The sequence below is a fragment of the Neoaquamicrobium microcysteis genome, assembly GCF_008180155.1.
GTDB lineage: Bacteria > Pseudomonadota > Alphaproteobacteria > Rhizobiales > Rhizobiaceae > Aerobium > Aerobium microcysteis.
The window spans coordinates 26832-52223 of the sequence record NZ_VSZS01000057.1; the positions used below are offsets into that span (position 1 = coordinate 26832).

A 25392-nucleotide genomic window follows, 5' to 3' on the forward strand; every position below is an offset into this window, starting at 1 on the left:
TCGGTTTGAAAAAAGCATGTTGGTGGCTGCCCCTTGCACACCGCCGGAGACTAGACACGTTTGGAGGTCATGGAAACGGCCCTGCCGCAAATGGCGCCGGATTGTCATCGGCAGAATAACGTGCGACCGATCGATTTACGGGAGCTGCGTCGATTTCCGGAGATTTGGAAGGTGGAACGTTCGTTCACACTCCAACGGGCCGCCGGCATGACAGGTTCGCAGAACAGTCACCTGCTTGGTCGATGCAACGAAAACTGTGCGAGTTTGCTCTTGTCGGCAGGCTTTACAGTCGCTATGTGTGCGCCCGCGCCGCAAGGCCGACCACGCCCCGCGGAGAGGTGGCAGAGTGGTTGAATGCACCGCACTCGAAATGCGGCATGGGTGCAAGCCCATCGGGGGTTCGAATCCCTCCCTCTCCGCCAGCTTGATATTCAAATCATCCTAGCTTCGGCGTGCCCGCTGGTTGCATCAGTCTCTTCTGGGCAGCGATGCGGAATGGGCGTTTGGGGCGCATTGCCCTTCTGGCCGTTGCGCTGTTACACGGTCTGGAAGAAAAACCCGTCGCCGAACATTCGGCTGTAGAGCCGGAAATATTCGCCGCCGGCATCGTCACGGTCGCAAAGGATGACACCGTAGCGATGGAGGTTCTTATGGCGGCATCAATATCGGCTGACGGCCGTTTGACCGGTCACGCTGCCGAGTTGCGTATCACGCTCCGCCGCAGCCTGACGGGCACCATTGACGATGAGCGACACGTCGTTCGGGCCGATGATGAAGCGATAGCCGAGCCTCGCGAGATCGGCGAAGTTGCGCCCGGCTCCGACGATCGTGCCAAGCGGCTTGCCTGCCGCCGCAGCCCCATCCTCGATGCGCTTGAGCAGGGCCTGCGGTTCCGGCTCCAGCATGCGCTCCATCTTGCCGATCGAGGCGGCGAGGTCGTTCGGCCCGACGAAAAGCACGTCGATACCGGGCACCGCCGCGATGGCCGCCAGATTGTCCACCGCCTCATGATGCTCGATCTGGACCATCAGCAGCAGTTCCTCATGCGCGTTGGCCGCATAGTCGGCGCGAGCGCCGTATCGCGAAGCGCGCAGGATGGGGGCGGCGTATCCCCTGCGCCCGCGGGAGGGATAGGTGCAGAATTCGGCAATCGCGCGTGCGTATTCAGGCGTGTTGACCTGCGGCACGATCAGGGAGCGGATACCTCGGTCGAGAACCCGCTTCAATGTCGTCTCCGAACCGTCCGGAACCCGCATGACGACTTCGCCGCCCGCAGCCTCCACCGCGCGTGCGACGTGAACCGCCTCCTCGATGCCGCCGATCCCGTGTTCACCGTCGATCACGATGACTGGCCAGCCATTCATGGCCATGGCCTCGGCATTGTCCGGGCTGCCTATTTCCGACCAGGCGGCCGTGATGGTTTCACCTGCGAGAATGCGCTTTTTGATCGCGTTCACGATGCGGCCTCCGCTTTAAGGTCGATGACCTTTCCGGGGTTGAGGATGTTGTGCGGGTCGAGCGCCTTCTTGATGGTTGCCATCAGGGCTAGTTCCTCGGGGCTGCGGGAAAATGAGAGATACGGCTTCTTGATCGTGCCGATGCCGTGCTCGGCCGAAACCGTGCCGCCAAACGCGCGCACCGTCTCGTAGACGATCCGGTTGATGCGGCTTGAGGGCTGCGTGGCAGCGCCCTCGACCAGAGCGACGATATGCAGATTGCCGTCGCCGATATGGCCGTAATAGACCGACAGGCAGCCCGGCACCTCAGCTTCCAGACGCGACCGGCATGCCTGTGCGAAATCATCCATGGCCGCGACTGGCAGGCCGATGTCGAACGCGCAATGCGGGCCGAGCACCGTCTGGAATTCGCCGGCCGCGTCACGTGTGCGCCAGAACGCCAGCGCATCCGCCTTGCTTTGGGCAATCGCGGCGTCGGCGATGAGGCCGGTCTCGAACTGGCTCTCCAGCCAAGTCTGGAACCGTTCGCCGTCCAGCTTCTCGTCGAGGCCCTGTGCTTCGACAAGCACGTAGAAGGCATGGTCGCCTTCCACCGGGCGCCGCACGCCAGGCACACGCACCGTTGCGGCGTGCCAGTAGTCCGGCCACATCACCTCGAAGGCCGAAAGGAGAGGCCCAAGCCCGCGACGGGCACCGCTGAGCAGCTTCACAACGCTCTCATAGTCGTCCACTCCGCACAGGGCCGCCATCGTGCATCCGGGCTGCGGGTGAAGCCGGAGCACGGTCCGCGTGATGACGCCAAGCGTGCCTTCGGACCCGATGAACAACTGCTTCAGGTCGAAACCGGCATTGTTCTTGATCATCTTATTGAGGCTGGTCATCAACGTACCGTCGGCAAGCGCCACCTCGATGCCGAGCACCATCTCCCGCGCCATGCCGTAGCGTATCACGCGATTGCCGCCGGCATTGGTTCCCAGATTGCCGCCAATGGCGCAGCTTCCACGCGCGCCCAGATCAAGCGGAATGAAGAAGCCGGCGTCATCGGCGACCTTCTGGATCACTTCGAGCGGCGTGCCCGCGCGCACCGTCATGGTCGCGGCGGCGCGGTCGATTTCTTCGATGCCCTGCAGGCGCTCCAGCGACAATGCGATCGCACCCTCGATCGGATGGGCACCACCGGCCAGTCCTGTCATACCGCCTTGGGGAACGACTGCGACGCCGTGCGCCGAGCAGATGGCCAACGCGTCGGCGACACCTTGCGGCGTGTCTGGCCGGACGACGGCGAGCGGGCGCAGGCGCGGCAGAAAGCTCGTATCCGCCATATTACGGGCCGGGATGTCCTCGCCGACCAGAACAGTGTTTCGGTCGAACTTTGCGCAAAGCGCTTCGATGCAGTCGCCGGCGCGGGGATGAGCGGTCATGTCGTGGCTGGTCCTGGGATATGGAAGAAGTTCCGACGGCGCGACATGCGCCGCGCCGCCGGCTTGGGAGGATGCAGCCTATTCGCCGCGCATTGCGGCAAGCTGGTCCTGAACGAGCGTGAAGGCTTCCTCGCCGATCGCATCCTTGTTGGCCTCGTACACTGGCTGGATGGCTTCGCGCAGGCGACCCATCTCGGCCTCGTCGAGCGTCTCGACGACCTCCACGCCATGACCCTTCAGCGCATCCAGCGCCTCCAGCGCCGCGGCGCGGCTGCGCTCGAGTTGGGCGGTGCGGGCCTCGGTGGCACAGGTCTGGAGAAGCTCCTGCTCCTGTGGGGTGTAGCTGTCCCAGACGCGCTTGGAGAACAGGACGGGCGTCGGCGAATAGGCGTGGCGCGTCATCGTCAGATACTTCTGCACCTCGTAGAATTTGGCAGCTTCGATCAGCGGCAGCGGATTTTCCTGGCCGTCTACAGCCTTGGTCTCCAGCGCGGTGAAGACTTCGCCGAACGCCATCGGAACCGGGTTGGCACCGAGGCGGCGGAACGTATCGAGGAAGATGTTGTTCTGCATGACCCGGAAGTTGAGGCCACGGAAGTCCTCGATGCTGGTGATCGGGTGCTTGGAATTGGTCGTGTTGCGGAAACCGTTCTCCCAGAAGGAGAGCAGGATGAGATCATGACCGGGCATCCGCTCCTTGACATAGTCATAGAACGGACCGGTCAGGACCGCGTCGGCTTCCTCGTCGGAAGCAAAGAGGAATGGCAGGCCGAACACGTTCATCGCCGGCTCGATGCCGGCGAGCGCATCGGCACCGGCAACGACCATCTCGATCGAACCGGAGCGGGTGGACTGCGTCGCGTCGAGGTCGTCGCCCAGCGCGCCAGAATAGAACCCACGCAGGGTCATCTTGCCGTCGGAGCCGGCTTCTAGGCATGCAGACATGGCATCGACGCCGGCGGCCACTGGGTGGTCCTTGGGTGCGCCGTTCGACACCTTGATGGTACGGCTGTTGAATTCGGCGGACGCGGTGCCGGCGAACACGGTTGCAGCCATCAGGGCGGCGGCGAAAATCTTCAGCTTCATTTTCAGTTTCCTCCAGAATTGAGGCGCAGTGAACGATTTCACCGCGCCCAGAGCCTCACCGCAGGAATTCCAGCGGCACGAGAACGAGTTGCGGGAACATGACGAGCAGGAACAGGACGATGACCTGCGCGCTGATGAACGGCAGCGAGCCCTTGATCACCTCATGCAGCGGTATGCGCGCCACACCGCTCGCCACGCTCATGACGATGCCGACCGGCGGCGTGATGAGGCCTATGGCGCAGTTGATGACGAACAGCACGCCGAAATAGACCGGGTCGATACCCGCTGCAGTCACGACAGGCAGCAGGACCGGAGCCAGGATCAGGATGGTCGGCCCCATGTCGAGCGCCATGCCGATGACGAGGATGATCAGCATGATGACTGCGAGCAGCAGCTTGGGATTGTCCGCCAGCGGGCCGACGAGATCCATGACGACGCCGGAAAGGTCGGCAATCGCGATGAACCACGCCGTCGTCAGTGCGGCTGCGGCCAGAAGCATCACCACGGCCGTGGTAACGGCAGCGTTGCGCAGCGCTTCGTATGTCGCGCGAACGGTCAGCTCGCGGTGCATGATCGCCCCGACGACGATCGCATAGACTGCCGCCACAACGGCCGCCTCCGTCGGCGTGACGATGCCGAACCGTATGCCGCCGAGGATGATGACCGGCATCCCGAGCGACCAGCCGGCAGCACCCAGCGTCTGCAGGCGCACCCTCCAGCCCTGACGTGGCATCACATCGACATTGTCCTTGCGCGATACGATCGCCCAGGCAATGGCGAGGCCGACACCCATCATCAGGCCGGGCACGATGCCGGCGAGGAAAAGCTGGGTGATCGAAACATTCGTCGCGACGCCGAAGATGATGTAGGCGATCGAGGGCGGAATGATCGGGGCGATTGTTCCGCCGGCGGCCATCAGGCCGACCGAGCGGCCCTGGTCGTAGCCTGCCGCGCGCATCATGGGCAGCAGCATTGCGATGAGCGCTGCGGTGTCGGCTGCCGCCGATCCTGAAAGGCTGGCCATGATGACGGCGGCCAGGATCGCGACGAAGCCGAGGCCGCCGCGGCGATGGCCGAGGAAGGAGCTTGCGAAAGCGATGATGCGCTTCGACATGCCGCCCGCATTCATGAGTTCTCCTGCGAGCAGGAAGAACGGGATCGCGAGCAGCGGAAAGCTGTTTGCGCCGACGACCAGGCGTTGAGCGATGATCTGCGTATCGAACAGGTCGAGATAGATGCCCATCGTCAAGGCGCACAGGATGAGCGCAAAGGCGACAGGAACGCCGACAGCAAGCGTGGCCCCCAGAGTGCCGATGAAGATCGCGAGGGTCATACCGCATGCTCCGCCATGGCTTCGGGCGAACGGGCCGCGGCATAGGGATCATATGACCCGCGCACGGCACCGATCATCCGGTGGATTGCGATAATGCCAATGCCGATGGCGGACGGAATGACGATGCCGAAGACGAAGATCATGGACAGGCCGGTCACCGGCGAGCGGTCGGTCGCAGTGACCCCCGACTGCAGCCACGCTCCATTCAGGAGCAGCCAGCACACGAAGAGAATGAGACCGTTCGATATGAACAGCAGCACGCGCCTTATGCCGGGGCTCGATGCGGTCACGAGAAGGTCGAAGCCCATATGGGCGTGATGGCGCATGGCCACGATCGCGCCGATGAAGATCAGCCAAACGAAGAAAAAGCGCGACAGTTCTTCGGAGATGTCGAGGCCCGAGCTGAAAACGTAGCGCAGGATGACGTTGGCGAAGACCATGACGGTCATCCCGGCCAGGAGGGCGACGAGAACCGCCTCAAGCAGCTTGAAAAACAGGTCGATCGTTCGTTCGATCATTTCTTTCCTCCCGAAACGGTCATCACCTCGCCGGTCGTGTAGGTGGCGCGGAAAAGGAGCCACACGGCGGCCTGCGCCACATCGACGGCCTCGCCGAGGCGATGAAGCGGTATGGTTGCGATGCGGGTGTTCATCTCGTCGCGATCGGCAAAGACATCCTTCTGGATATCTGTGTCGATGATGCCCGGCGCGAGCGCGTTGACGCGGATCGCCGGCGCCAACTCGCGCGCCATCGCGAACGTCAGAGACTGCAAAGCGCCCTTGCTGGCCGCGTATGCTGCATTGCCGGCAGCCCCTCCATTGCCGGCAGCTATGGACGAGAGGTTGACGATCGCCGCATCCGCGCGCTCGGCGCGCATGCGAAGGAAAGCACGTGTCGCGACGAACGCGCTGCGGACGTTGACAGCGAGGACGCGATCGACCTCGGCCGGATCGACCTCCGCCAGCGTCATGCGACGGCCGATGATGCCGGCATTGTTGACGAGATGGGTTGGTGCCCAGTCGTCGCGAAGTTCTGCCGAAGCAGCATCGACGGCATCTGTGTCGGACACGTCGACGCGCTGGGTGCGCACCTGGTCGCCGAGATCGGCCCCCGCTTTTTCGAGCCGTTGAGCATCGACATCCCACAGGATGGCGCGCGCACCCTCGGCCGCCACGGCATCCGCGATGGCGCGGCCTATGCCGGCCGCACCACCGGTTATGAGCACGACGGCCGTCATTGTCCGTAGCTTTCGTCGAGCTTCTGGTGGAAGCCAAGATCGACCATCTCGCAGAATTCGGCATAGCTGTGCTTGGCCGGCCCGCCCTCCGGAGCGCCGGTCGCGCGCAGCTGTGCGAAGGCGTCTTCCATAGCCCGCGTGGCACTCAGAAGCGCTGTAAGCGCATAGAAAACGACGCTGAAACCCATCTCCTGCAGATCGGCCGTTTTCAGCGCCGTGGTCTCGTTGCCATCGACGATGGACACAACCTTCGGCCCCGCCAGCTCCCTTGCCACGGTCTCGACATCAGCGATCCTCTTGATCCCGTCGATGAAAACGAGGTCGATGCCCGCATCCTGATAGAGCTTCGCCCGGTAAAGCGCTTCGTCGATGCCCTCAGCCTGCAGGGCGTCGGTGCGCCCGATAATGACGAGATCGTCCTCGCCGCGTGCCGAGATCGCCGCCTTCAGCCGCAACGCGGATTCCTCGCGGCCCATCAACTTCACGCCGGCCATCTGGCCGCAGCGCTTGGGAGCGACCTGATCCTCAAGATGGATCGCGGCGACGCCTGCCTGCACGTATTCGCGCATCGTGCGATGAATGTTCGACGGCCCGCCATACCCTGTATCCGCGTCCGCGATGACCGGGATCGAAACCGCGCGGGTCATGTTGCGGGCATGCTCCGTCATCTCGGTCTGCGTCAAAAGCCCGATGTCGGGCGTGCCGAGCCGCGTCGCGGTCGCGCCGAAACCTGTCATGTAGATGGCCTCGAAGCCGGCACGTTGCACAAGCCGGGCGCTTAGGCTGTCCGGGGCACCGGGGGCCGCGATGATCCTTCCGCCTTGCAGAAGGCGGCGCAATTCGTTTGCCTGGGTCATGATTTCCTACCGGCTCCCGCCGCCCTCTTCCTTGGGCAGTGCATCGCGGGCGACACGCAGCGTTCGCCAGACATGCTCATCCATGATGGCGGCAAGGGCGTCGGCATCCTTCGCGACGATCAGGTCGGCCATCTGCCTGTGCTCGGCATAGCTTTGATCGCCGGGGCGGCCGTAAGCTACGCTCAGGGAACTGCGGATCGCGCCGAGCTGACCTTCGGCGACCGTATAGGCGTCTTCGATCAGCCGATTGCCGCAGGACTCGAAAAATGCCCGATGAAACGCGGCGTCGGCGCGCGCATAGGCGAATTGATCGCCGGCTTCGAGCGCATCAGTCATTGCGGCCACGGCCGACTGGATCGTACTGACAAGCTGTGCGTGATTGCGCTTCAACGACAGGCGTAATGCCTGCATTTCCAGCATCAGCCGGTATTCGCAAAGCGTCTCGACATCGGCAAGCGTCGGGGAAAAGACGAAGCTTCCCCGCTTGGGCCGCACGACCACGAGCCCCGAGTTCTGAAGCTGTGACAGCGCATCGCGCACCGGGGTCCTGCTGACGCCGAACGCCTCGGCGAGCTTGTCTTCGGAAATGTTTTCACCAAGCCCGAAATGGCCGTCGACGATCGCTTCGCGCAATCGTTCGACGACCATCTGCGAGATCGATTGGGGTTGCTTGATGCGTAACTGGCGAGCGCCTGACAACCGAGACCTCCTCCTGTCCGGCTTCTGTTATGTGTTACATACAACAGGATTTCGGACTTCGCTACCGTTTTCTTCAAGCGAGCGTCTGCCCGCCCGCCATCGCGTCCAGATTGGATATCCACGCGGCCCAGACCTGGCCGAATAGAATGCGCATCCGGCGAGGGCTGGAGCCGCGTCGGGAGGGGCAGGAAAGTAAGGTTCGGGTACGGGAGGAGGTGGTCGCGCAGCCGTGTGGCACAGGCGAGCACCGCTGGAGGGCCCGACGACCGGCAATCTTCACGCTGCCAGACTGTCAGGCCGAGGCCCTGCGTCCGCTCAGTGTGTAACCTTGCCGGCCAACCCGTCGATGATCGGACAATCGGGGCGGTCGTCGCCGTGGCAGCTCGACACCAGATGGCCCAGCATATGTCGCAGGCCGGTGAGTTCGGCGATCTTGCGGTCGATCTCGCCCAGCTTTTCCTGTGCGATCGCCTTCACGTCGGCGCTGGCGCGGTCACGGTCGGAGTAGAGGGAAAGAAGCTGGCGGCATTCTTCAACCGAAAAACCGAGGCTTCGCGCCCGCTGGACGAAGCGCAGGCGGTGGATGTCCTCGGTGGAATAATCGCGGTAGCCGTTGGCCGCCCGGTCGGCACGCAACAACCCTATCTCTTCATAGTAGCGGATCGTCTTGGCAGGCAGGCCAGACTGGCGCGCGGCGGCTCCTATGTTCATCTCATCTTTCCTCGCGATCAGGCCATCGGCTGCGACGGAAAACCTGCGTCCTCGAGCACCCCACGAAACGCCTGTTCATCATGTGAAGAACCTACGGTGACGCTCTTCGTTTCCAGATCGATCTCGACCGATGCTCCCGGGTCGACCGAATGGATCGACTTCGTGACGCTCTTTGCGCATCCCCCACAGTTCATGTTGTCGATCCGGAACTTCATCGCCATGTCCTTCGCAAGCGTTCGATCGAAACGAAGATAGGGATTCCAGTGACGGGAAGGTCAAGGGTCGCACTTACAATTATTGCACCGTTGGGCGTTGACCTTCCATCGACTGGAAGCCCCACATAGGGTGCGATGAACCTGTCATGGAGCAGACGGTGAACGCGCGGATATCCGCAACAGGCGAAACCACGGCGACAAAGGCCGAAAAGGTGACGCTCCAGATCGAAGGCATGACCTGCGCGTCCTGCGTCGCCCGCGTCGAGAAGGCGCTTTCTCGCGTCGAAGGCGTGGCGACTGCGAACGTCAATCTCGCAACGGAACGCGCCGAAGTGACGCTGGCACGGCCGGTCGATGCCTCGGTGCTGGCCAAGGCTGTGGAAGATGCGGGCTACGACCTAGCGGCTCGCACGCAGACATTCTCGATCGACGGGATGACCTGCGCATCCTGCGTTGCAAGGGTGGAAAAGGCGCTGAAGGCAGTGCCCGGCGTAAAGGCGGCCACGGTCAACCTCGCCACGGAGCGCGCCGCAGTGACTGCGGCAGGCAGTGTGGGGACGGCAACGCTGGTCGGCGCGATAGAGCAGGCCGGCTACGGCGCCCGCGCGATCGCCGGCGCCGATGACGGCAAGGCGCATGAAGAACGCAAAAAGCGGGAAGAAGAAAAGCTGAAGCGCGACCTGGCCATTGCCGCTTCGTTGACGCTTCCAGTCTTCGTGCTCGAAATGGGCTCCCACCTCGTCCCGGCGATCCACGACTTCGTCATGGGCACGATCGGCATGAGGGAGAGCTGGTATCTCCAGTTCGTGCTCACATCCATCGTGCTCTTCTGGCCGGGGCTGCGCTTCTACCGCATCGGCATCCCCGCGCTCCTGAAAGGCGCGCCGGACATGAACTCGCTGGTGGCCGTGGGAACGCTGGCTGCGTGGTCGTATTCGGTGGTAGCCACGTTCGCGCCCGCATTGTTGCCGTCGGGAACGGTCAACGTCTACTATGAGGCGGCAGCAGTCATCGTTACGCTCATTCTCTTGGGTCGATATCTGGAAGCACGGGCCAAGGGACGCACTTCCGATGCCATCAGGCGACTGGTCGGCCTGCAGCCCCGCACCGCGCATCTGCGCCGCGACGGCCGCACGGTCGAGGTGCCGATCGAAGACGTTGTGGCAGGCGATCTCGTTGCGGTTCGGCCCGGCGAACGCATCGCCGTGGACGGCGAGGTGGTGGAAGGCAAGTCCTTCATCGACGAATCGATGATAACGGGGGAGCCTATGCCGGTTGGCAAGGGCCATGGCGACAGGGTGGTTGGCGGCACGGTCAATCAGACTGGCGCGATCACCTTCCGCGCGACCGCCGTTGGCGCCGACACGATGCTCGCCCAGATCATTCGCATGGTCGAGGAGGCGCAGGGGTCGAAACTGCCCATCCAGGCTTTGGTAGACCGCGTGACGATGTGGTTCGTGCCGGCGGTGATGGCCGCCGCCGCGCTTACCTTCGTCGTCTGGCTGGCTTTCGGCCCAGAACCAGCGCTGACATTCGGCTTGGTCAACGCGGTGGCTGTGCTGATTATTGCCTGCCCCTGCGCGATGGGCCTTGCCACGCCGACATCCATAATGGTCGGCACCGGGCGCGGCGCGGAAATGGGCGTGCTGTTCCGCAAGGGCGAGGCGCTGCAAAGTCTGAAAAGCATCGGCGTTGTGGCGGTCGACAAGACCGGCACGCTGACGGAAGGCAGGCCGGCGCTGACGGATATTCATGTGCCGGAAGGGTTCGACCGCGCGGAAGTTCTGCCGCTGGTTGCCGCCGTGGAAGCCAGATCCGAGCATCCGATCGCGCGCGCCATCGTGCAGGCGGCGGAAGCAGAAGGGCTTGCTCTCCCGGATGTTTCGGCATTCGAAAGCGTTACCGGCTTCGGCGTGAAGGCCGAGGTCGGCGGACGGCAGGTGGAGGTGGGCGCGGACCGTCTGATGACAAGGCTCGGGCTCGACGTTTCGCTCTTCGCCGAAACGGCGGCCACGCTGGGCGAAGATGGCAAAACCCCGCTTTTTGCGGCGATCGACGGAAAGCTTGCCGCCATTCTCGCCGTTGCCGATCCGATCAAGCCGACCACGCCGAAGGCGATCGCAGCCCTCCACCGGCAGGGTCTAAAGGTGGCGATGATAACCGGAGACAATCGCCGCACGGCACAGGCCATCGCGCGAAGGCTTGGCATCGATGATGTCGTCGCAGAGGTTCTGCCCGAAGGCAAGGTCGAGGCGGTTCGGCGGCTGAAGCGTGAGCATGGCAGCCTCGCCTATGTCGGCGACGGCATCAATGACGCGCCGGCGCTGGCGGAAGCCGATGTAGGCATCGCGATCGGCACCGGCACGGACATCGCCATCGACGCGGCGGACGTGGTGCTGATGTCGGGCAACCTGGAGGGGGTCGCTCACGCCATAGCGCTCTCGCGGGCCACGATACGCAACATCCACGAGAACCTGTTCTGGGCGTTCGCCTACAACACCGCGCTGATTCCCGTGGCGGCCGGCATCCTCTATCCGCAGTTCGGGCTGCTGCTCTCCCCGGTACTGGCGGCGGGCGCGATGGCGATGTCCAGCGTCTTCGTGATCGGCAACGCGCTCCGTCTGCGCCGATTCCGTGTCGTGGCGGAAGACGCCGGGGGGTGATTCGAAATGTCTGCAATCGCGGGCGTTGCAAACCCTCGCAAATCGTGTCGTTATTCCCTCGTGAATATAACGGAGGAGACGATGCTGAAGAGTGTTACACACCTTTTTTACGGTCTGGCGCTTGCGACAGGCTTGTCTGGCGCCCCCGTTCTGGCGCAAAATGAAGTGCCTGTCGTTGCCGCGGCCGCAAATCTGCAATTCGCCATCGAGGAAATCGCGGAGCAGTTCACGGAAGATACCGGATCGCAAGTGCGCCTTTCGATAGGGTCAACTGGGAATATTGCGCGACAGATCAGGCAGGGCGCACCCTTCGAACTCTTTCTTTCGGCCGACGATACGACCATCGCCGGGCTGGACGATGTAGGGCTGACCCGCGACGAAGGGATGATCTATGCGGTGGGGCGTATCGTCATCATCGCGCCCACGGGATCGCCGCTGCGCGTGGACGGAAACCTCGATGGCCTCGCCTCCGCACTCGAGGCGGGCGAGATTTCCCGTTTCGCCATCGCCAATCCCGAACACGCTCCATTCGGAGTGGCCGCACGTAAAGCCCTCCAGCACAAGGGACTCTGGGAAGCGCTTCAGACGCATCTCGTGCTGGGCGAGAATATCAGCCAGGCAGCGCAATTCGCGCTTTCTGGCAATGCCGAAGGCGGCATCATCGCCTATTCGTTGGCGCTTGCGGCCGAAGTCGGCGGCAACGGGACTTTCGAACTCATCCCGGAAGACTGGCATGAGCCCTTGCGTCAGCGTATGGCTCTGCTCAAAGATGCCGGGCCGGCGGCGGAGGCTTTCTACGATTATCTCCAGGGGCCGCCGGCACGGGAAATCATGGAAAGATACGGCTTCGTCCTTCCGAAGGGAGAGTGAATGGACTGGACGGCGCTTTGGCTGTCGCTGCGGCTCGCGGGCTGGACGGTCGTCGTCCTGCTGCCTATCTCCATCCTGATGGGACGTTTCCTCGCCTACCGTCAGTTCCGCTCAAAAGGGCTGGTGGAAGCCCTGGTGATGCTGCCGCTGGTGCTGCCGCCGACCGTCTTCGGCTTTTACCTACTTGTGGCGTTTGGGGCCAACAGCCCCATCGGCCAGTTCTGGCGCGAGACGTTTGGTCACCAGCTCGTCTTTTCCTTCGAAGGGCTTGTGGTCGCGTCCGTCATCTTCAACCTTCCCTTTGCCATCCAGCCGGCGCAGCGCGGGTTCGAGGCCATTCCGGTCGAGGTTCGCGAGGCAGCGCAATGCTGCGGCCTCTCGCCCTGGCGCTCGTTGTGGAAGGTGGAGTTGCCGCTCGCCTGGCCGGGGCTGGTGACGGCCATGGTTCTGACCTTCGCCCACACGCTGGGGGAGTTCGGAATCGTGCTGATGGTAGGCGGGTCCATTCCCGGCGAGACCAAGACCATTGCCATAGCCATCTATGACCGGGTGCAGGCTTTCGACGACCGTTCGGCGGGCATCATGTCGGCCGTGCTGCTGGCGATCTCGCTGGTGACGATCACGGTGACGTTCTGGCTGTCGGCGCGTGTCGGCCGGAGGCTTTCCTGATGGCGCTGGAGGTCATGGCACGGGCAGCGGGGCCCATTCCGCTGGACATTGCCTTCCGCGTCGAGCCAGGTGAACTGCTGGCGCTGGTGGGGCATTCGGGCTCCGGCAAATCGACGATGCTGCGAACCATCGCCGGCCTGTGGACCCCAACCGAGGCAAAGGTGACGGGCAACGGCCATACGTGGCTGGATACAAAAGAGCGGGTCAACGTTCCCGCGTTTCGCAGGCCTGTAGGTTTCGTCTTCCAGTCCTATGCTCTGTTCCCGCACATGACAGCGCTGGGGAACGTGATGGCGGCGATGGAAGGGCGCCCGGTGGCAGAGAGGGAGCGGGAGGCGCGACGGCTGCTCGCACTCGTAAGCCTTGCCGGGCTGGAAGAACGCCGGCCCGCAGCCCTGTCCGGCGGCCAGCAACAACGTGTGGCGGTGGCGCGGGCGCTGGCCCGGAAGCCGGCGGCGCTGCTGCTCGATGAACCGTTTTCTGCCGTCGACCGCGCGACGCGCGAACGGCTCTACGAAGAAATCCGACAGCTTCGCGCGCATCTGGAAATGCCCACCGTGCTGGTGACACACGACATGGAGGAAGCGCGGATGCTTGCCGACCGGATGGTGGTGATCGAGCATGGTAAGATCGTGCGCTCCGGCGCGGCCGCCGATGTGCTGTTCGACCCTGTCGCCTTGCGGGCCATGGGGCTGCGCGATGTCGGCTCCAGCCTTCCGGCAGTTTTGGAAGCACAGGAGGATGATGGGCTGACGCGGTTCGAAACCCCTGCCGGCCCCATCTGGCTGCCTAAGGTCGAGGGCGGGCCGGGCCTGAGCGTACGGGTGCGTATCCTTGCCCATGAGGTGATCGTAGCGCGCCAAAGGCCTGAAGGGCTATCTGCCCTCAATGCGCTTCCGGCGGTGGTGACCGATGTCGCGGTCGGCGAAGGGCCGGGGGCCATCGTGCGGCTGGACATCAGGGGGCACGAGATATTGGCGCGCATCACCGCCCGCTCGGCGCGAACGCTCGAACTGGTGCCGGGCGCGCATTGCTTTGCGATCCTTAAATCCATGGCCGTGGCGCGCGGCGATGTCACCGTAGGCAACGGCCACGACGTCGCGTAATGACACTGCGCGCCCGACGCGCTAGATCGGCGAGGGGGTCGGCATCCGGCCGCCTGCCGGCGAAAAGGAACCGCCATGCCTTCGCTCAGCCTGCGCATTGATCTCGATCCGGAAGGTCGCATCGGACCCGGCAAGATCGAGCTGCTGGAGCACATCGCCTCCTTCGGATCGATCTCCGCCGGCGCGCGGCAGATGAACATGTCCTACAAGCACGCCTGGGGGCTGATCGAGGAGCTGAACCAGCTTTTCGGCAAGCCTGTCGTCGAAGCCCAGAAAGGCGGAGCGAAAGGCGGCGGTGCGGGCCTGACGACCGTGGGCATGGCACTCGTCACGCGCTACCGGGCGATCGAGCGGGCTGCAGAAGCGGCCGCATCGGAGCACTTGCAGGCCCTGCAGCGCGAGATCGGATGAAAGAAGGCCCGCGCCGATGGCGCGGGCCTCAATGTGTGACGGCCTACGGAGCCGCCACGACGGGATAATGAGAGCGCTTAGCGAATAGTACCCGCACCGAACTCCGGATAGGCCTCGACGCCGACTTCCGCCTTGTCGAGACCAAGCACTTCGTCTTCTTCGGTCGGGCGCAGGCCCATGACCGCCTTCAGGATCGCCCACAGGACGAAGCTGGTGACGAAGACGAACACGCCGACCACGACGATGGCGATTAGCTGCGTACCGATGCTCGCATCACCGTTGGTGAACACGACGGCGATGGTGCCCCAGATGCCGGCGAAAAGGTGGACCGGGATCGCGCCGACCACGTCGTCGATGCGGAACTTGTCCAGCAGCGGCACCGTCAGCACCACGATCACGCCGCCGACCGCACCGATCAGCGTCGCAGCGCCGAGGCTCGGCGTCAGCGGTTCGGCCGTGATGGACACGAGACCGGCCAGCGCACCGTTCAGCACGAAGGTCAGATCGACCTTCTTGTAGAGGAACTGCGTCAGGATGAGCGCGGCGAGCGCACCGCCGACCGCACCGGCATTGGTGTTGGCCATCACGCGACCGACATCGGCGATGTCGCCGATGGTGCCCATGGCAAGCTGCGACGCGCCGTTGAAGCCGTACCAGCCCATCCACAGGATGAAGGTGCCGAGGAAGGCCAGCGGCATGCTCGAACCCGGCAGAGGGTTGACCGAGCCATCGGAGTTGTACTTGCCTTTGCGTGCGCCGATCAGGATGGCGCCCGCCAGAGCGGCCCAGCCGCCGACCGAGTGAACGACGGTCGAACCGGCGAAGTCGAGGAAGCCCATCTCGTCGAGGAACCCGCCGCCCCACTTCCACGATGCCTGGATCGGGTAGATCAGTGCGGTCAGAACCACGACGAAGACGAGAAACGGCCACAGCTTCAGGCGCTCGGCGACGGTGCCCGAGACGATCGAGGCAGCCGTTGCGCAGAACATGACCTGGAAGAAGAAGTCCGAGCTTGTCGTCGCGTAGGTGATGTCGTCGGCGGCATCGGCCGTGACTGCGACTGCCTCGAGGCCGGCCGTGCCGAACGCGCCGAGTATGCCGCTTATCATCCACGCATCGCCCGGATACATGATGCTGTAGCCGATCAGGTAGTACATGAAGCACGCGGTGGAATAGAGCGCGATGTTCTTCAGAAGCTGCATCGACACGTTCTTGGTGCGGACCAGGCCGGCTTCCAGCATGGCGAAACCGGCTGCCATCCAGAACACCAGGATGCCGCCCAGCAGCATCAGCAGGCTGTTGAGGATGAATTTGACCTGAGTGCTTGGTTCTACGAGCACGTCGCTTGCTTCCGCAGCCTCTTCTGCCGCCTCAGCAGCTTCCTGCGCGAGAGCCGGCTCGATCGCCAGCACGGCCGCCAGTGCCGCCACGCCCAGCAGCGACCGCGCGGCGGTAGGAACAGTTGGAATTCTCATAGCAATCTCCATGGATGGACCGTGCAGCTCAGAGCGCGTCGGTGTCTGTTTCGCCGGTGCGGATGCGCACGGCCTGATCGATGCCGTAGACGAAGATCTTGCCGTCGCCGATCTGCCCGGTCTTGGCCGCGCCGGAGATCGCCTCCACGGCCTTTTCCACGAGGTCGGCACCGACGGCCACCTCGATCTTCACCTTGGGAAGAAAGGAAACGGCGTATTCCGCGCCGCGATAGATTTCCGTGTGACCCTTCTGCCGCCCGTAGCCTTTGACTTCGGTGACGGTCAGGCCCTGTATCCCGACGGCGGTGAGCGCCTCGCGCACCTCGTCGAGCTTGAACGGCTTGATGATTGCCATCACGATTTTCATAAGGTTTCACCCTTCGCTTATGCGGATCCCCCGCGTTTGCCGTGACTTCGCCGGACTGCCTGGACAGCCGAGGAGTGCGAAAGGTGAATCAAGCCGCGTGCCAGTTGCCCCGACAGCGGCTTAATCCTTTGTAAATGCTGATAAATGAGTCGCAACGGCGCGTAGCCGTTCGCAGGTGCAGCAATTCAATTGCTTAAAAAATATGCAAATGCACCATTTCGACTATTTTGGAGGCCTCGTACGCAGGCGCACCAGACCTTCCTGCGCCGTCGAAGCGACGAGCGACCCGTCTCGTGCGTAGAGGAACCCGCGCGAGAACCCGCGGGAACCGATCGTGTTGGGGCTGTCCTGAGTATAGAGCAGCCAGTCATCGAGCCGGTGAGGACGGTGAAACCACATCGCGTGGTCGAGGCTCGCCATCTGGATTTCCGGGTCGAACCCGATGCGCCCATGCGCGAAGGTCGAGGTGTCGAGCAGGGTCATGTCGGACAGATAGGCGAGGATCGCAGCCTGCAGCCGCCTGTCGTCCGGCACGGAACCGTTGACGCGCACCCAGACATTCTGGCGCGGCGGCAGCTTTTCGCGGCTGGTATAGTGCTCGATGTTGACCGGCTTGATCTCCAGCGGCCGCTCCCGAGCCCAGAATTTGCGCACTGTCTCCGGCACTTCGTGGCCGGTTTCCTCCAAGAGCTCGAATTGCGAGCGCAGCTGCTCGGGCGGCGGCACGTCGAGCGGCATCGGCATCTGGTGCTCCAGCCCTTCCTCCTCGATCTGGAAGGAGCATTCGAGCGAAAAGATCGCGTGTCCGTGCTGGATTGCCGTCACCCGCCTCGTCGTGAAAGAGCCGCCGTCGCGGAGCCGGTCGACCTGATAGACGATGGGAACTGAGGGGTCGCCAGGTCGCATGAAGTAGCAATGGAGCGAGTGTACGAGGCGTTCTTCGACGACCGTTCGCTGGGCTGCAACCAGCGCCTGGCCGATGACCTGCCCGCCGAATACGCGTTGCCAACCTACCTTGTGGCTGCGACCACGATACAGGTTGTGTTCGATCTGCTCGAGGTCGAGTATCTCGAGAAGTTCCTGCATCGCCTGCGTCATCTGGTATGTCTCCGGATATCGAACCGGCTTCGTTTCCGACATAAGGCCGGAACAAGTCAAGGCGGCGCAGGTTGGGGTCTGGCGACCGACAGAAAGGAACTGAAGATGGATGCGCGTGACAATCGCTTCGACGTGATCGTGGCCGGCGCCGGGTATGTGGGGCTTGCGGTTGCCGTCGGCATCGCGCAAGCACGCCCGAACCTTTCGATCGCCGTGGTCGATGCAGCGCCCGCGGGCGTGTGGAAGAAGGACACACGCGCTTCTGCCATCGCCGCTGCCGCCACGCGCATGCTCGACCAGCTTGGATGCTGGGAGGAGATCGCTCCCAACGCGCAGGCGATGACCGAGATGATCGTCACCGATTCGCGAACGGCCGATCCGGTGCGTCCGGTGCTGCTTACTTTCGACGGCGAGGTCGCGCCCGGCGAGGCATTCGCCCATATGGTGGCCAATCGTGATCTCAACGCCGCGCTGCGGCGGCGCGCGGTCCAACTGGATATCGATCTGATAGAAGGCGTCGGGGTCTCGGGCTTCGAGGAAGGGGTGCAGGAAACCATCGTTCACCTTGCCGATGGCATCGGCCTGCGCACGCGCCTGCTGGTTGCGGCAGACGGCGTGCGGTCACGCCTGCGCGACATGGCCGGCATCAGGACGGTGAGCTGGAATTATGGCCAGTCCGGCATCGTCTGCACCGTCCATCACGAGCGGCCGCATATGGGCCGCGCCGAAGAGCATTTCCTGCCCGCCGGCCCCTTCGCAATCCTGCCGCTCAAACCGGATGAGAAGGGCGGCAACCGCTCGTCCATCGTGTGGACCGAACGGACCGAGGATGCCGACCGGCTGGTGGCCGAGGACGACATCGTCTTCGAGGCAGAACTCGAAACGCGCTTCGGCTTCAAGCTTGGGGAAATCCGCGTGGCCGACAAGCCGCGCGCGTGGCCGCTCGGCCTCACCCTTGCGCGCGATTTCGTCAAGCCGCGCTTCGCGCTGGCGGGCGACGCAGCACACGGCATCCACCCTATCGCCGGGCAGGGCCTGAACCTCGGCTTCAAGGATGCCGCCGCACTCGCCGAAGTGGTGGTCGAGGCCGATCGGCTAGGGCAGGATATCGGCGCGATCGACGTGCTGGAGCGCTACCAGCTGTGGCGGCGGTTCGACACCTTCCAGATGGGCGCGACCACGGACGTGCTCAACCGCATGTTCTCGAACGACTTCGGCCCGCTGCGGGCGGTGCGCGATTTCGGGCTGGGGCTGGTCGAGCGGATGCCGCGAATGAAGGATTTCTTCATCCGACAGGCATCCGGACTTTCCGAGCGAGCGCCGCGCCTTCTGCGAGGCGAGCCCATCTGACTACTCGTGGATGGAGTAGGCCTCGCGGACTTCCACATGGCCGCTGCGAGCAAGCGGCAGCTTGCCGATAATGGAGACCGCCTCATCCATGTCCCTGGCTTCGATAACGATAAGCCCGATGATCTGCTCCTTAGTCTCGGCAAACGGCCCGTCAGTCACTATAGGCTTCTTGCGGCGCGTACGCACCGTCTTCGCATCGCCAGGAAGTTTGAGCGCATGGGCGAAGACGAACTTTCCCTCACGCATGAGCTGCTGGTCGTAGCTCACCGAATCGGTCTCCATCGCGCCATGTTCGGCCGGCGACATCTGGGCGAAGGCTTCCTGCGTGTGATGGATAAGACAGACGAATTTCATCTCTGCGCCTCCGTAAGCAGCGCGTCGGCCACCGATGGCCGCATCTTCGCATCGTGCGCGAACGAGGCTACGGCAATCGCTGCCAGTATAGCCACCAGCATTGCGAAAGCGCCGCGCGCGAGGCGCAGCCCCGTGCGCTGCTGACGGCTCTGCGGCATCTGCCGCAGATGATCGAGTATCAGCATGGGTTCCATGATCGTTACTCCGATTTGACGCGCCGAAATGGCGCTGTCACGGGAGTGACGGGCGCGACCGCACCGAGCCGACATTTTTGTCTGGCGCAGGATGCGAAATTTTTGGCGTTGGATTGCCGGGCACCACGCCATCGGCTAGTTCGGGCCTATGAGCCTCGAATCCGTCCGCACCTTCTTTGCCGAAAAAGCTCCGGATATTTCCGTCATCGTGACCGGGCAAAGCTCGGCCACGGTGGACCTTGCAGCGCAGGCGCACGGGGTCGAGCCGGCCCAGATCGCCAAGACCATATGCCTGCGCTCCGGAGAGCAGACGATGCTGATCGTGGCGAGCGGCACTGCAAGACTCGACAACAAAAAGTTCAAGGCGATGTTCGGTGGCAAGCCGAGGATGCTGGGTGCAGACGAGGTGGTCGAAATCACGAGCCATCCCGTCGGCGGCGTGTGTCCTTTCGGCCTGCCCGCGCCCATGCCGGTCTATTGCGACGCCTCGCTACGCGCATTCGATGAAGTGGTGCCGGCGGCGGGCGCAACCAATGCGGCGGTTCGCATCCCGCCGGAGCGACTGGCATTGCTGACCGGAGCGCAATGGGTAGACGTCTGCCAGTAGACGCGCCGCGCCGGTACCCTATCTTGGTGGCGGGCAGCAGCCTCAACACCATTCAGGGAGACGATCATGGATCGCCACGCAACCGCAGTCTGGAAAGGCAATCTGAAAGAAGGGGCCGGCACGCTCGATCTGCAGAGCGGAGTCTTTTCCGGCCAACCATACTCATTCAAGGCGCGTTTCGAGGACGAGAGCGGCAAATCCGGCACCAACCCGGAGGAACTCATCGCCGCCGCCCATGCGGGCTGCTTTGCCATGCAGCTTTCGCACTTTCTCGCCGAAAACGGCACACCGGCCGAAAAGCTCGACGCAAAGGCGGTGGTAACGCTCGTTCCGGGCACGGGCATCACCGGTAGCGCGCTGACCCTGGTCGGAACCGTTCCAGGCATCGACGAGGCCAAGTTCAAGGAACTTGCCAACAAAGCCAAGGAAGGCTGCCCCGTATCGAAGGCGCTGGGCGCGATCGACGTCTCTCTCGACGCAAAGCTGGCCTGAGTTTGAGGTTTAGGGCGGGCGGGCCGAAAGACCCGCCCGCGACATATTAGGCAAGATGAACCGATTGGACCCGCAACGGAAGATCGCGAGGAATGCACACTTCGAAACCAAAAACCGCGTTTTCACGCTAGTATCCGCGAGCAGAGCAACATTCGGGAGGAATGCCATGCTGCACGCACACGAGGCGCGGACGCTGCGCCCACAGAAAACAGCGTCGACCTTGAAAATGACGGATATTACGGAGAGGGCTGCGCGGCTTTCGGCGTTCGACGGCCACGAGCATGTCTGGCTGGGCGAGGACGAGACACGCGGGCTTACCGCCATCGTCTCCATCCACAACACCGCGCTGGGTCCTGCACTGGGCGGCACCCGCGTCTGGCCTCACGCCACATTCGACGATGCCCTTACCGACGCGCTGCGCCTTTCGCGCGGGATGACGTTCAAGTCGGCCATTGCCGGCATGCCCTTCGGTGGCGGCAAGGCGGTTATCAAGGCCGATCCGAAGACCGAGAAGACGCCCGCCATGCTGGAGGCCTATGCCGAGATGCTGGCGGCACTCAACGGCCAGTACTACACCGGCGAGGATGTGGGCCTGACGCTGGCCGACGCCAATTTCCTGCGGGAGCGCACGCCCAACGTTTCGGGAACGACCACCGGCGGCAGCGGCAATCCCTCTCCCGTCACCGCACTGGGCACGTTTCTCGGCGTCAAAGCCGCGCTGAAGCACGCGCTGGGCAGCAACAGTGTGAAGGGCCTGCGCATCGCGGTGCAGGGTCTCGGCTCGGTCGGCTGGTCTCTGTGCGAGCGGCTTCATGCGGAAGGCGCCTCGCTCATCGTTGCCGACATCGACGAAACACGCGCCAGACAGGCAAAGGAAGCCTTTGCCGCCGACGTCGTGGAAAGCGCGACCATCGTGACGGCGGAAGCAGACCTTTTCGCCCCATGCGCGCTCGGCGCGGTGCTATCGAAGGATACGATCCCGCATCTCGGTGCGAAGATCGTTGCCGGTGCTGCCAACAACCAGCTTGCCCGACACGAGGACGCCGGCCACCTGATGCCTCGCGGCGTACTCTATGCGCCCGATTACGTCATCAATGCCGGTGGTCTTATCAACGTGGCGGCGGAGCTTGACGCCGACGGCTATGACCGCGAGGCGGTGATGGCGCATGTCCGGCGCATCCCTGAAACACTGACGCACATTTTCGAGCGCGCCCACGCCGAGGGACGTCCGACCAACGACATCGCACAGGCGATGGCGGAGGAGCGGATCGGGCGCGCCTGCGCCGCCTGACGTACCGTCCCAGTTCCGTCAATTGAGGGGAGCCGGCACCGGGAAACCGCACGACAGATGCGGCCCCGGCCGGACTATTGCGCGAGTGCCTTCTCGATCTCGGGCATCAAGCCACTCGTCATGCTCTGCGGCGTGAAGGGGCCGACATGCTTCCACGCGATCCTGCCGTCCTTGCCGACGAGGAAGGTCTCGGGCACGCCATAGACGCCCCATTCGATCGCCGCACGGCCTGAATCGTCCACACCCACCGCGCTGTAGGGATTGCCCAACTCGCCAAGGAAGCGGCGCGCGTTTTCGGGGCGGTCCTTGTAGTTGAGACCGACGATCTCGACGCGCTCGTCGGCGGCAAGCTGCATCAGCAGCGGATGCTCCTGCCGGCACGGCGCGCACCAGGATGCCCACACGTTCACCAGCGTCACCTTGCCCTCGAACATCGCGGGATCGAGGCCGGGCAGGCCCGTCCCGTCCAGTGGCGGCAGCGGCGTATCGGGCGCCTCCGCGTCGATCAGCGCGGACGGCACGACCGAGCTGTCGCGGCCTGACAGAAGCTGCGCCATGAAGATGCCCGCAAGCGCAAGGAAAAGCGCCAGCGGCAGCAACGCCAGCCAGCGGCGGGGCCGCCGCGTCGGCTGGCCGCCTTCTGCCTGCGTGCTCATGTCGACTTCGCCGGCGGGTCGGAGCGGCGGCGTACGCCGGCCGCCTCGAGCGCGGCAAGCTCACGCCTTCGCGCGCGCTGGTCGATCATGATCCACAGCGCCAGCCCGGCCAGCACGATCGCAGAGATGCCATAGGCGGAAGCAACGTAGATGGCGTGTGCGCTCATGGGGCCGTCGCCTCCGCATTGCGCGCAGCCAAGCGGCGCATGGCCGACACCCGGCGGCGCCATATTTCGGTGCGCATCGCCATCAGGTGCAGCGTGAAGAACAGAAGCGTAAAGCCGAGCGCACATACGAGCAGCGGCCACAAAAGCGACGGGTGGATCGTCGGGCCGTCGAGCCTGATGACGGACGCCGGCTGATGCAGCGTGTTCCACCAGTCGACCGAGAACTTGATGATCGGGATGTTGATGAAGCCCACCAGCGTGACGATGGCGGCCGCCTTGGCGCTCCTGCCCGGATCGTCGAGCGCGCGTGTCAGCGCCATGATGCCAAGATACATGATGAAGAGCACGAAGACGGAGGTGAGGCGCGCGTCCCACACCCACCACGTTCCCCACATCGGCTTGCCCCAAACCGAGCCGGTGACCAAGGCAAGAAGAGTGAACGCGGCCCCGATGGGAGCGGCCGCCTTGAGCGATACATCGGCCAGCGGATGCCGCCAGACCAGCGTGCCGAGCGCCGAAAGCGCCATGACCGAGTAGCACATCATCGCCAGCCACGCGAACGGCACGTGAATATACATGATGCGCACCGTGATGCCCTGTTGGTAATCTTCCGGTGCGGCAAAGCCCATCCACAGGCCTGCCGCGAGCGTCACCAGCGTCACGACGGCAAGCCAGGGCAGAACCCGATCCACGAGCGCGATGAAGCGCGTCGGGTTGGCGAGGTCGATCCAGCGGACGCCTTGTTGTGTCGCAGTGTCGCTCATGGCTGCCTACATAAACGCGGTCGCTTTGGTCCGCAATTCGCCGCTCTTGTCGCAGCTTCGCGGTGAAGCGATTGTGATCGAGGTCAAATGCGCGTCAGGGTTTTGGCACTCTGGCCCTTGCCCGGTTTGATCGTGGTCACCTTGTAGGGTTCGCCGGCCTTGTCGTAGGTCGTCCATTCCCCGACCTGCTCGCCGTTGTCGAAGTGTCCGGAACGCAACTTCGTCCCATTCTTGCGAAACCATTCCCAGTAGCCGTCCGCCAATCCTTCGACCGTCTGGCCACGCGCCCAGAGCGATCCGTCCCTGTGTCGCTGAATATGCTGCTTTGCGTCGGGCATTCCATGCCTCCTTCGCGGTCAATCCGACAAATGCTTTAGCGCCAGCGCGGCCGCAAACGGCCCGATGACGGCAAAGAACATCGTCAGGGCGGCGAGAATGAGGAATGGCGGCAGGAACGGGCTGGGATCGTTGACCGCCCCGTAGGCAGCCGTGACCCCGAAAATCAGCACGGGTATGGTCAGCGGCAGCACCAGTACCGAGACGAGCAGACCGCCACGCGGGAGCGATACGGCAACGGCCGCGCCGACCGCGCCGATGAGGGCGATGGCAGGCGTACCGACCAGCAGCGTCAGCGTCGTCGCGGCTATGCCGGTCGGCTCCATGTTCATGAACAGCCCGAGAAGCGGCGACGCTATCACCAGCGGCAGTACGGAGGCCGCCCAGTGGGCGAGACATTTGACGAACACCGTGAAGGCAAGCATGTGGCGGGCATCGGACAGGATCATCAGGTCGAGCGAGCCATCTTCCCTATCCGCCTGAAATAGCCGGTCGAGCCCGAGCAGCGAGGCAAGCAGCGCGCCGATCCAGAGGATGGCGGGGCCAATGCGCGCCAGAAGATTGAGGTCCGGCCCGACGCCGAACGGAACCACGGCAACGACGGCGAGGAAGAAGAGGACACCCACCAGCGCCCCGCCACCGGCGCGGATGCCCAGGCGCAGGTCGCGGACGAAGAGGGCTAGCATGTCGGGCTCGTTCCCGGACGGCGCATCATAGCCCTTCCCCCATCCGCAACGCTCCAACTCCTTCCAGCCCAAGGGGGATATGCGTGGCGGCGAGGATGATGCCACCATCTTCAAGATGTGCGCCCATCAGCGCTGCGAATTGCGCTTCCGAAGCCTTGTCGAGTCCCGCCGTGGGCTCGTCCAGCAGCCACACCGGCCGATAGCTCACCAGCAGCTTGGCGATCGAGACACGCCGCCTCTGCCCGGTCGAAAGATAGCCGTAGGGCAGGTCGCCCACCTGTGGCAGCCCCACCATATCGAGTGCCTCGCCGACGGACAGATGCGGGTCACCGGCAAATTCCTGCCAGAAACGCAGATTCTCATTCACCGACAGCGCGGTCTTCAAGGCGTTGCCATGGCCGAGATAGTGGCAGGCGGAGGCCGCGTCGGGAAATGTCTCCCGGCCACCGGCCAGGCGAATCAGCCCGCCCGATGCCGGCAGCAGCCCCGCCACCACACGCAGCAGCGTCGACTTGCCCGATCCGTTCGGCCCGGTGACGAGCAGCGCATCGCCCTCACCCAGATCGAAGCCGATACCTTGAAAGACCTGTTCGCCGCCGCGTTCACCGCACAGATTTTCGGCAATCAGCCTCATGCCCGTCCCGCTTTCGTCTTGGCGCGAAACCTGAAGGGGCCACGCAGCAATTTCACCAGAACCGCTCTAGAATCATTTTAAGAATTTCTCTATATGCGGGGCAACCGTGCCAGCGGTCGGCACGGGAACCATATTGCGCCGAACCAGCGCGCGCGCCGCCTTGAACGGCCGGGTCGCACGGGGACG

Annotated in this window: 30 protein-coding genes and 1 tRNA gene; 10 read left to right on the forward strand and 21 right to left on the reverse strand. The window is 63.8% G+C overall.

Annotation, left to right across the window (positions count from 1 at the left end; genetic code table 11):
- The first annotated feature begins 332 nt into the window (after nt 1–332).
- Nucleotides 333–422 (forward strand) — tRNA-Ser (locus FY036_RS05670).
- 237 nt (nt 423–659) lie between these two features.
- Here FY036_RS05670 and FY036_RS05675 read toward each other — a convergent pair.
- The 10 genes from FY036_RS05675 to FY036_RS05720 all read right to left on the reverse strand — a co-directional run bounded on the left by FY036_RS05675 (nt 660) and on the right by FY036_RS05720 (nt 9016).
- Complete coding sequence (locus tag FY036_RS05675) at nt 660–1457, reverse strand: HpcH/HpaI aldolase family protein (protein WP_148913745.1); 798 nt, start codon at nt 1455–1457, stop codon at nt 660–662.
- Nucleotides 1454–2878 carry an FAD-binding oxidoreductase gene (locus FY036_RS05680; protein WP_148913746.1) on the reverse strand — a complete coding sequence of 475 codons (1425 nt, stop codon included), beginning with the start codon at nt 2876–2878 and terminating at the stop codon, nt 1454–1456. Before FY036_RS05680 ends, FY036_RS05675 begins: the two co-directional genes overlap by 4 nt.
- Nucleotides 2879–2956: 78 nt before the next feature.
- Nucleotides 2957–3964: a DctP family TRAP transporter solute-binding subunit gene (locus tag FY036_RS05685; protein ID WP_148913747.1), complete on the reverse strand. Its 1008-nt coding sequence runs from the start codon at nt 3962–3964 to the stop codon at nt 2957–2959.
- A gap of 55 nt (nt 3965–4019) precedes the next feature.
- Nucleotides 4020–5297, reverse strand: a complete 1278-nt coding sequence (locus tag FY036_RS05690) for a TRAP transporter large permease (RefSeq protein WP_148913748.1) — start codon at nt 5295–5297, stop codon at nt 4020–4022.
- The gene (locus FY036_RS05695; protein ID WP_148913749.1) at nt 5294–5815 is read right to left on the reverse strand and encodes a TRAP transporter small permease; all 522 of its coding nucleotides are present in this window, start codon (nt 5813–5815) and stop codon (nt 5294–5296) included. The genes FY036_RS05690 and FY036_RS05695 overlap by 4 nt, the downstream gene beginning before the upstream one ends.
- Complete coding sequence (locus FY036_RS05700) at nt 5812–6534, reverse strand: SDR family NAD(P)-dependent oxidoreductase (protein WP_148913750.1); 723 nt, start codon at nt 6532–6534, stop codon at nt 5812–5814. Before FY036_RS05700 ends, FY036_RS05695 begins: the two co-directional genes overlap by 4 nt.
- On the reverse strand, nt 6531–7391 hold the full coding sequence (locus tag FY036_RS05705) for an isocitrate lyase/PEP mutase family protein (protein ID WP_148913751.1): 861 nt from the start codon (nt 7389–7391) through the stop codon (nt 6531–6533). The genes FY036_RS05700 and FY036_RS05705 overlap by 4 nt, the downstream gene beginning before the upstream one ends.
- Before the next feature lie 6 nt (nt 7392–7397).
- Nucleotides 7398–8090, reverse strand: coding sequence for a GntR family transcriptional regulator (locus tag FY036_RS05710; protein ID WP_148913752.1), 693 nt, complete (start codon nt 8088–8090; stop codon nt 7398–7400).
- Between the two features lie 315 nt (nt 8091–8405).
- Nucleotides 8406–8801 carry a Cu(I)-responsive transcriptional regulator gene (gene cueR, locus FY036_RS05715; protein ID WP_148913753.1) on the reverse strand — a complete coding sequence of 132 codons (396 nt, stop codon included), beginning with the start codon at nt 8799–8801 and terminating at the stop codon, nt 8406–8408.
- Nucleotides 8802–8818: 17 nt separating this feature from the next.
- Nucleotides 8819–9016, reverse strand: a complete 198-nt coding sequence (locus FY036_RS05720) for a heavy-metal-associated domain-containing protein (RefSeq protein WP_148913868.1) — start codon at nt 9014–9016, stop codon at nt 8819–8821.
- 146 nt (nt 9017–9162) lie between these two features.
- Between FY036_RS05720 and FY036_RS05725 the strand changes: the two genes are divergently transcribed.
- The 5 genes from FY036_RS05725 to FY036_RS05745 all read left to right on the forward strand — a co-directional run bounded on the left by FY036_RS05725 (nt 9163) and on the right by FY036_RS05745 (nt 14735).
- Nucleotides 9163–11679: a heavy metal translocating P-type ATPase gene (locus FY036_RS05725; protein ID WP_148913754.1), complete on the forward strand. Its 2517-nt coding sequence runs from the start codon at nt 9163–9165 to the stop codon at nt 11677–11679.
- An 81-nt stretch (nt 11680–11760) separates the two neighbouring features.
- Nucleotides 11761–12549 carry a molybdate ABC transporter substrate-binding protein gene (modA, locus tag FY036_RS05730; RefSeq protein ID WP_148913755.1) on the forward strand — a complete coding sequence of 263 codons (789 nt, stop codon included), beginning with the start codon at nt 11761–11763 and terminating at the stop codon, nt 12547–12549.
- Complete coding sequence (modB, locus tag FY036_RS05735) at nt 12550–13218, forward strand: molybdate ABC transporter permease subunit (protein WP_148913756.1); 669 nt, start codon at nt 12550–12552, stop codon at nt 13216–13218.
- A complete protein-coding gene (locus FY036_RS05740; RefSeq protein ID WP_148913757.1) occupies nt 13218–14324 on the forward strand; it encodes a molybdenum ABC transporter ATP-binding protein in 1107 nt (368 codons plus the stop codon). Before modB ends, FY036_RS05740 begins: the two co-directional genes overlap by 1 nt.
- A 75-nt stretch (nt 14325–14399) precedes the next feature.
- Nucleotides 14400–14735, forward strand: a complete 336-nt coding sequence (locus FY036_RS05745) for a winged helix-turn-helix domain-containing protein (protein ID WP_148913758.1) — start codon at nt 14400–14402, stop codon at nt 14733–14735.
- A 77-nt stretch (nt 14736–14812) separates the two neighbouring features.
- Here the strand turns inward: FY036_RS05745 and FY036_RS05750 are convergent, their stop codons facing one another.
- The 3 genes from FY036_RS05750 to tesB all read right to left on the reverse strand — a co-directional run bounded on the left by FY036_RS05750 (nt 14813) and on the right by tesB (nt 17675).
- Entirely contained in the window at nt 14813–16210 is a 1398-nt protein-coding gene (locus tag FY036_RS05750; RefSeq protein ID WP_148913759.1) for an ammonium transporter, read from the reverse strand.
- A gap of 28 nt (nt 16211–16238) precedes the next feature.
- Nucleotides 16239–16577: a P-II family nitrogen regulator gene (locus tag FY036_RS05755; protein ID WP_148913760.1), complete on the reverse strand. Its 339-nt coding sequence runs from the start codon at nt 16575–16577 to the stop codon at nt 16239–16241.
- 222 nt (nt 16578–16799) lie between these two features.
- Entirely contained in the window at nt 16800–17675 is an 876-nt protein-coding gene (tesB, locus tag FY036_RS05760) for an acyl-CoA thioesterase II (protein WP_148913761.1), read from the reverse strand.
- Between the two features lie 105 nt (nt 17676–17780).
- Between tesB and FY036_RS05765 the strand changes: the two genes are divergently transcribed.
- Nucleotides 17781–19025 (forward strand): ubiquinone biosynthesis hydroxylase, encoded by a 1245-nt coding sequence (locus FY036_RS05765; RefSeq protein ID WP_148913762.1) that lies wholly within the window; start codon nt 17781–17783, stop codon nt 19023–19025.
- Here the strand turns inward: FY036_RS05765 and FY036_RS05770 are convergent, their stop codons facing one another.
- Nucleotides 19026–19379, reverse strand: a complete 354-nt coding sequence (locus FY036_RS05770; protein ID WP_148913763.1) for a YciI family protein — start codon at nt 19377–19379, stop codon at nt 19026–19028.
- Nucleotides 19376–19573 carry a hypothetical protein gene (locus tag FY036_RS05775; RefSeq protein ID WP_148913764.1) on the reverse strand — a complete coding sequence of 66 codons (198 nt, stop codon included), beginning with the start codon at nt 19571–19573 and terminating at the stop codon, nt 19376–19378. The genes FY036_RS05770 and FY036_RS05775 overlap by 4 nt, the downstream gene beginning before the upstream one ends.
- 148 nt (nt 19574–19721) lie before the next feature.
- Between FY036_RS05775 and FY036_RS05780 the strand changes: the two genes are divergently transcribed.
- From FY036_RS05780 to FY036_RS05790, 3 genes are all read left to right on the forward strand, one after another.
- A complete protein-coding gene (locus tag FY036_RS05780; RefSeq protein WP_148913765.1) occupies nt 19722–20180 on the forward strand; it encodes a YbaK/EbsC family protein in 459 nt (152 codons plus the stop codon).
- Between the two features lie 66 nt (nt 20181–20246).
- Nucleotides 20247–20672 carry an OsmC family protein gene (locus tag FY036_RS05785; protein ID WP_148913766.1) on the forward strand — a complete coding sequence of 142 codons (426 nt, stop codon included), beginning with the start codon at nt 20247–20249 and terminating at the stop codon, nt 20670–20672.
- 226 nt (nt 20673–20898) lie between these two features.
- Entirely contained in the window at nt 20899–21963 is a 1065-nt protein-coding gene (locus tag FY036_RS05790; protein ID WP_235897549.1) for a Glu/Leu/Phe/Val family dehydrogenase, read from the forward strand.
- Between the two features lie 74 nt (nt 21964–22037).
- Here the strand turns inward: FY036_RS05790 and FY036_RS05795 are convergent, their stop codons facing one another.
- The 6 genes from FY036_RS05795 to ccmA all read right to left on the reverse strand — a co-directional run bounded on the left by FY036_RS05795 (nt 22038) and on the right by ccmA (nt 25206).
- Entirely contained in the window at nt 22038–22619 is a 582-nt protein-coding gene (locus FY036_RS05795; RefSeq protein WP_148913768.1) for a DsbE family thiol:disulfide interchange protein, read from the reverse strand.
- Entirely contained in the window at nt 22616–22786 is a 171-nt protein-coding gene (ccmD, locus tag FY036_RS05800) for a heme exporter protein CcmD (RefSeq protein ID WP_148913769.1), read from the reverse strand. Before ccmD ends, FY036_RS05795 begins: the two co-directional genes overlap by 4 nt.
- Nucleotides 22783–23550: a heme ABC transporter permease gene (locus FY036_RS05805; RefSeq protein WP_148913770.1), complete on the reverse strand. Its 768-nt coding sequence runs from the start codon at nt 23548–23550 to the stop codon at nt 22783–22785. Before FY036_RS05805 ends, ccmD begins: the two co-directional genes overlap by 4 nt.
- Nucleotides 23551–23633: 83 nt before the next feature.
- Nucleotides 23634–23888 carry a toxin-antitoxin system YwqK family antitoxin gene (locus FY036_RS05810; RefSeq protein WP_148913771.1) on the reverse strand — a complete coding sequence of 85 codons (255 nt, stop codon included), beginning with the start codon at nt 23886–23888 and terminating at the stop codon, nt 23634–23636.
- An 18-nt stretch (nt 23889–23906) separates the two neighbouring features.
- Nucleotides 23907–24572, reverse strand: a complete 666-nt coding sequence (gene ccmB / locus FY036_RS05815; protein WP_148913772.1) for a heme exporter protein CcmB — start codon at nt 24570–24572, stop codon at nt 23907–23909.
- Nucleotides 24573–24597: 25 nt separating this feature from the next.
- A complete protein-coding gene (gene ccmA / locus FY036_RS05820; protein ID WP_148913773.1) occupies nt 24598–25206 on the reverse strand; it encodes a heme ABC exporter ATP-binding protein CcmA in 609 nt (202 codons plus the stop codon).
- Nucleotides 25207–25392 lie beyond the last annotated feature (186 nt).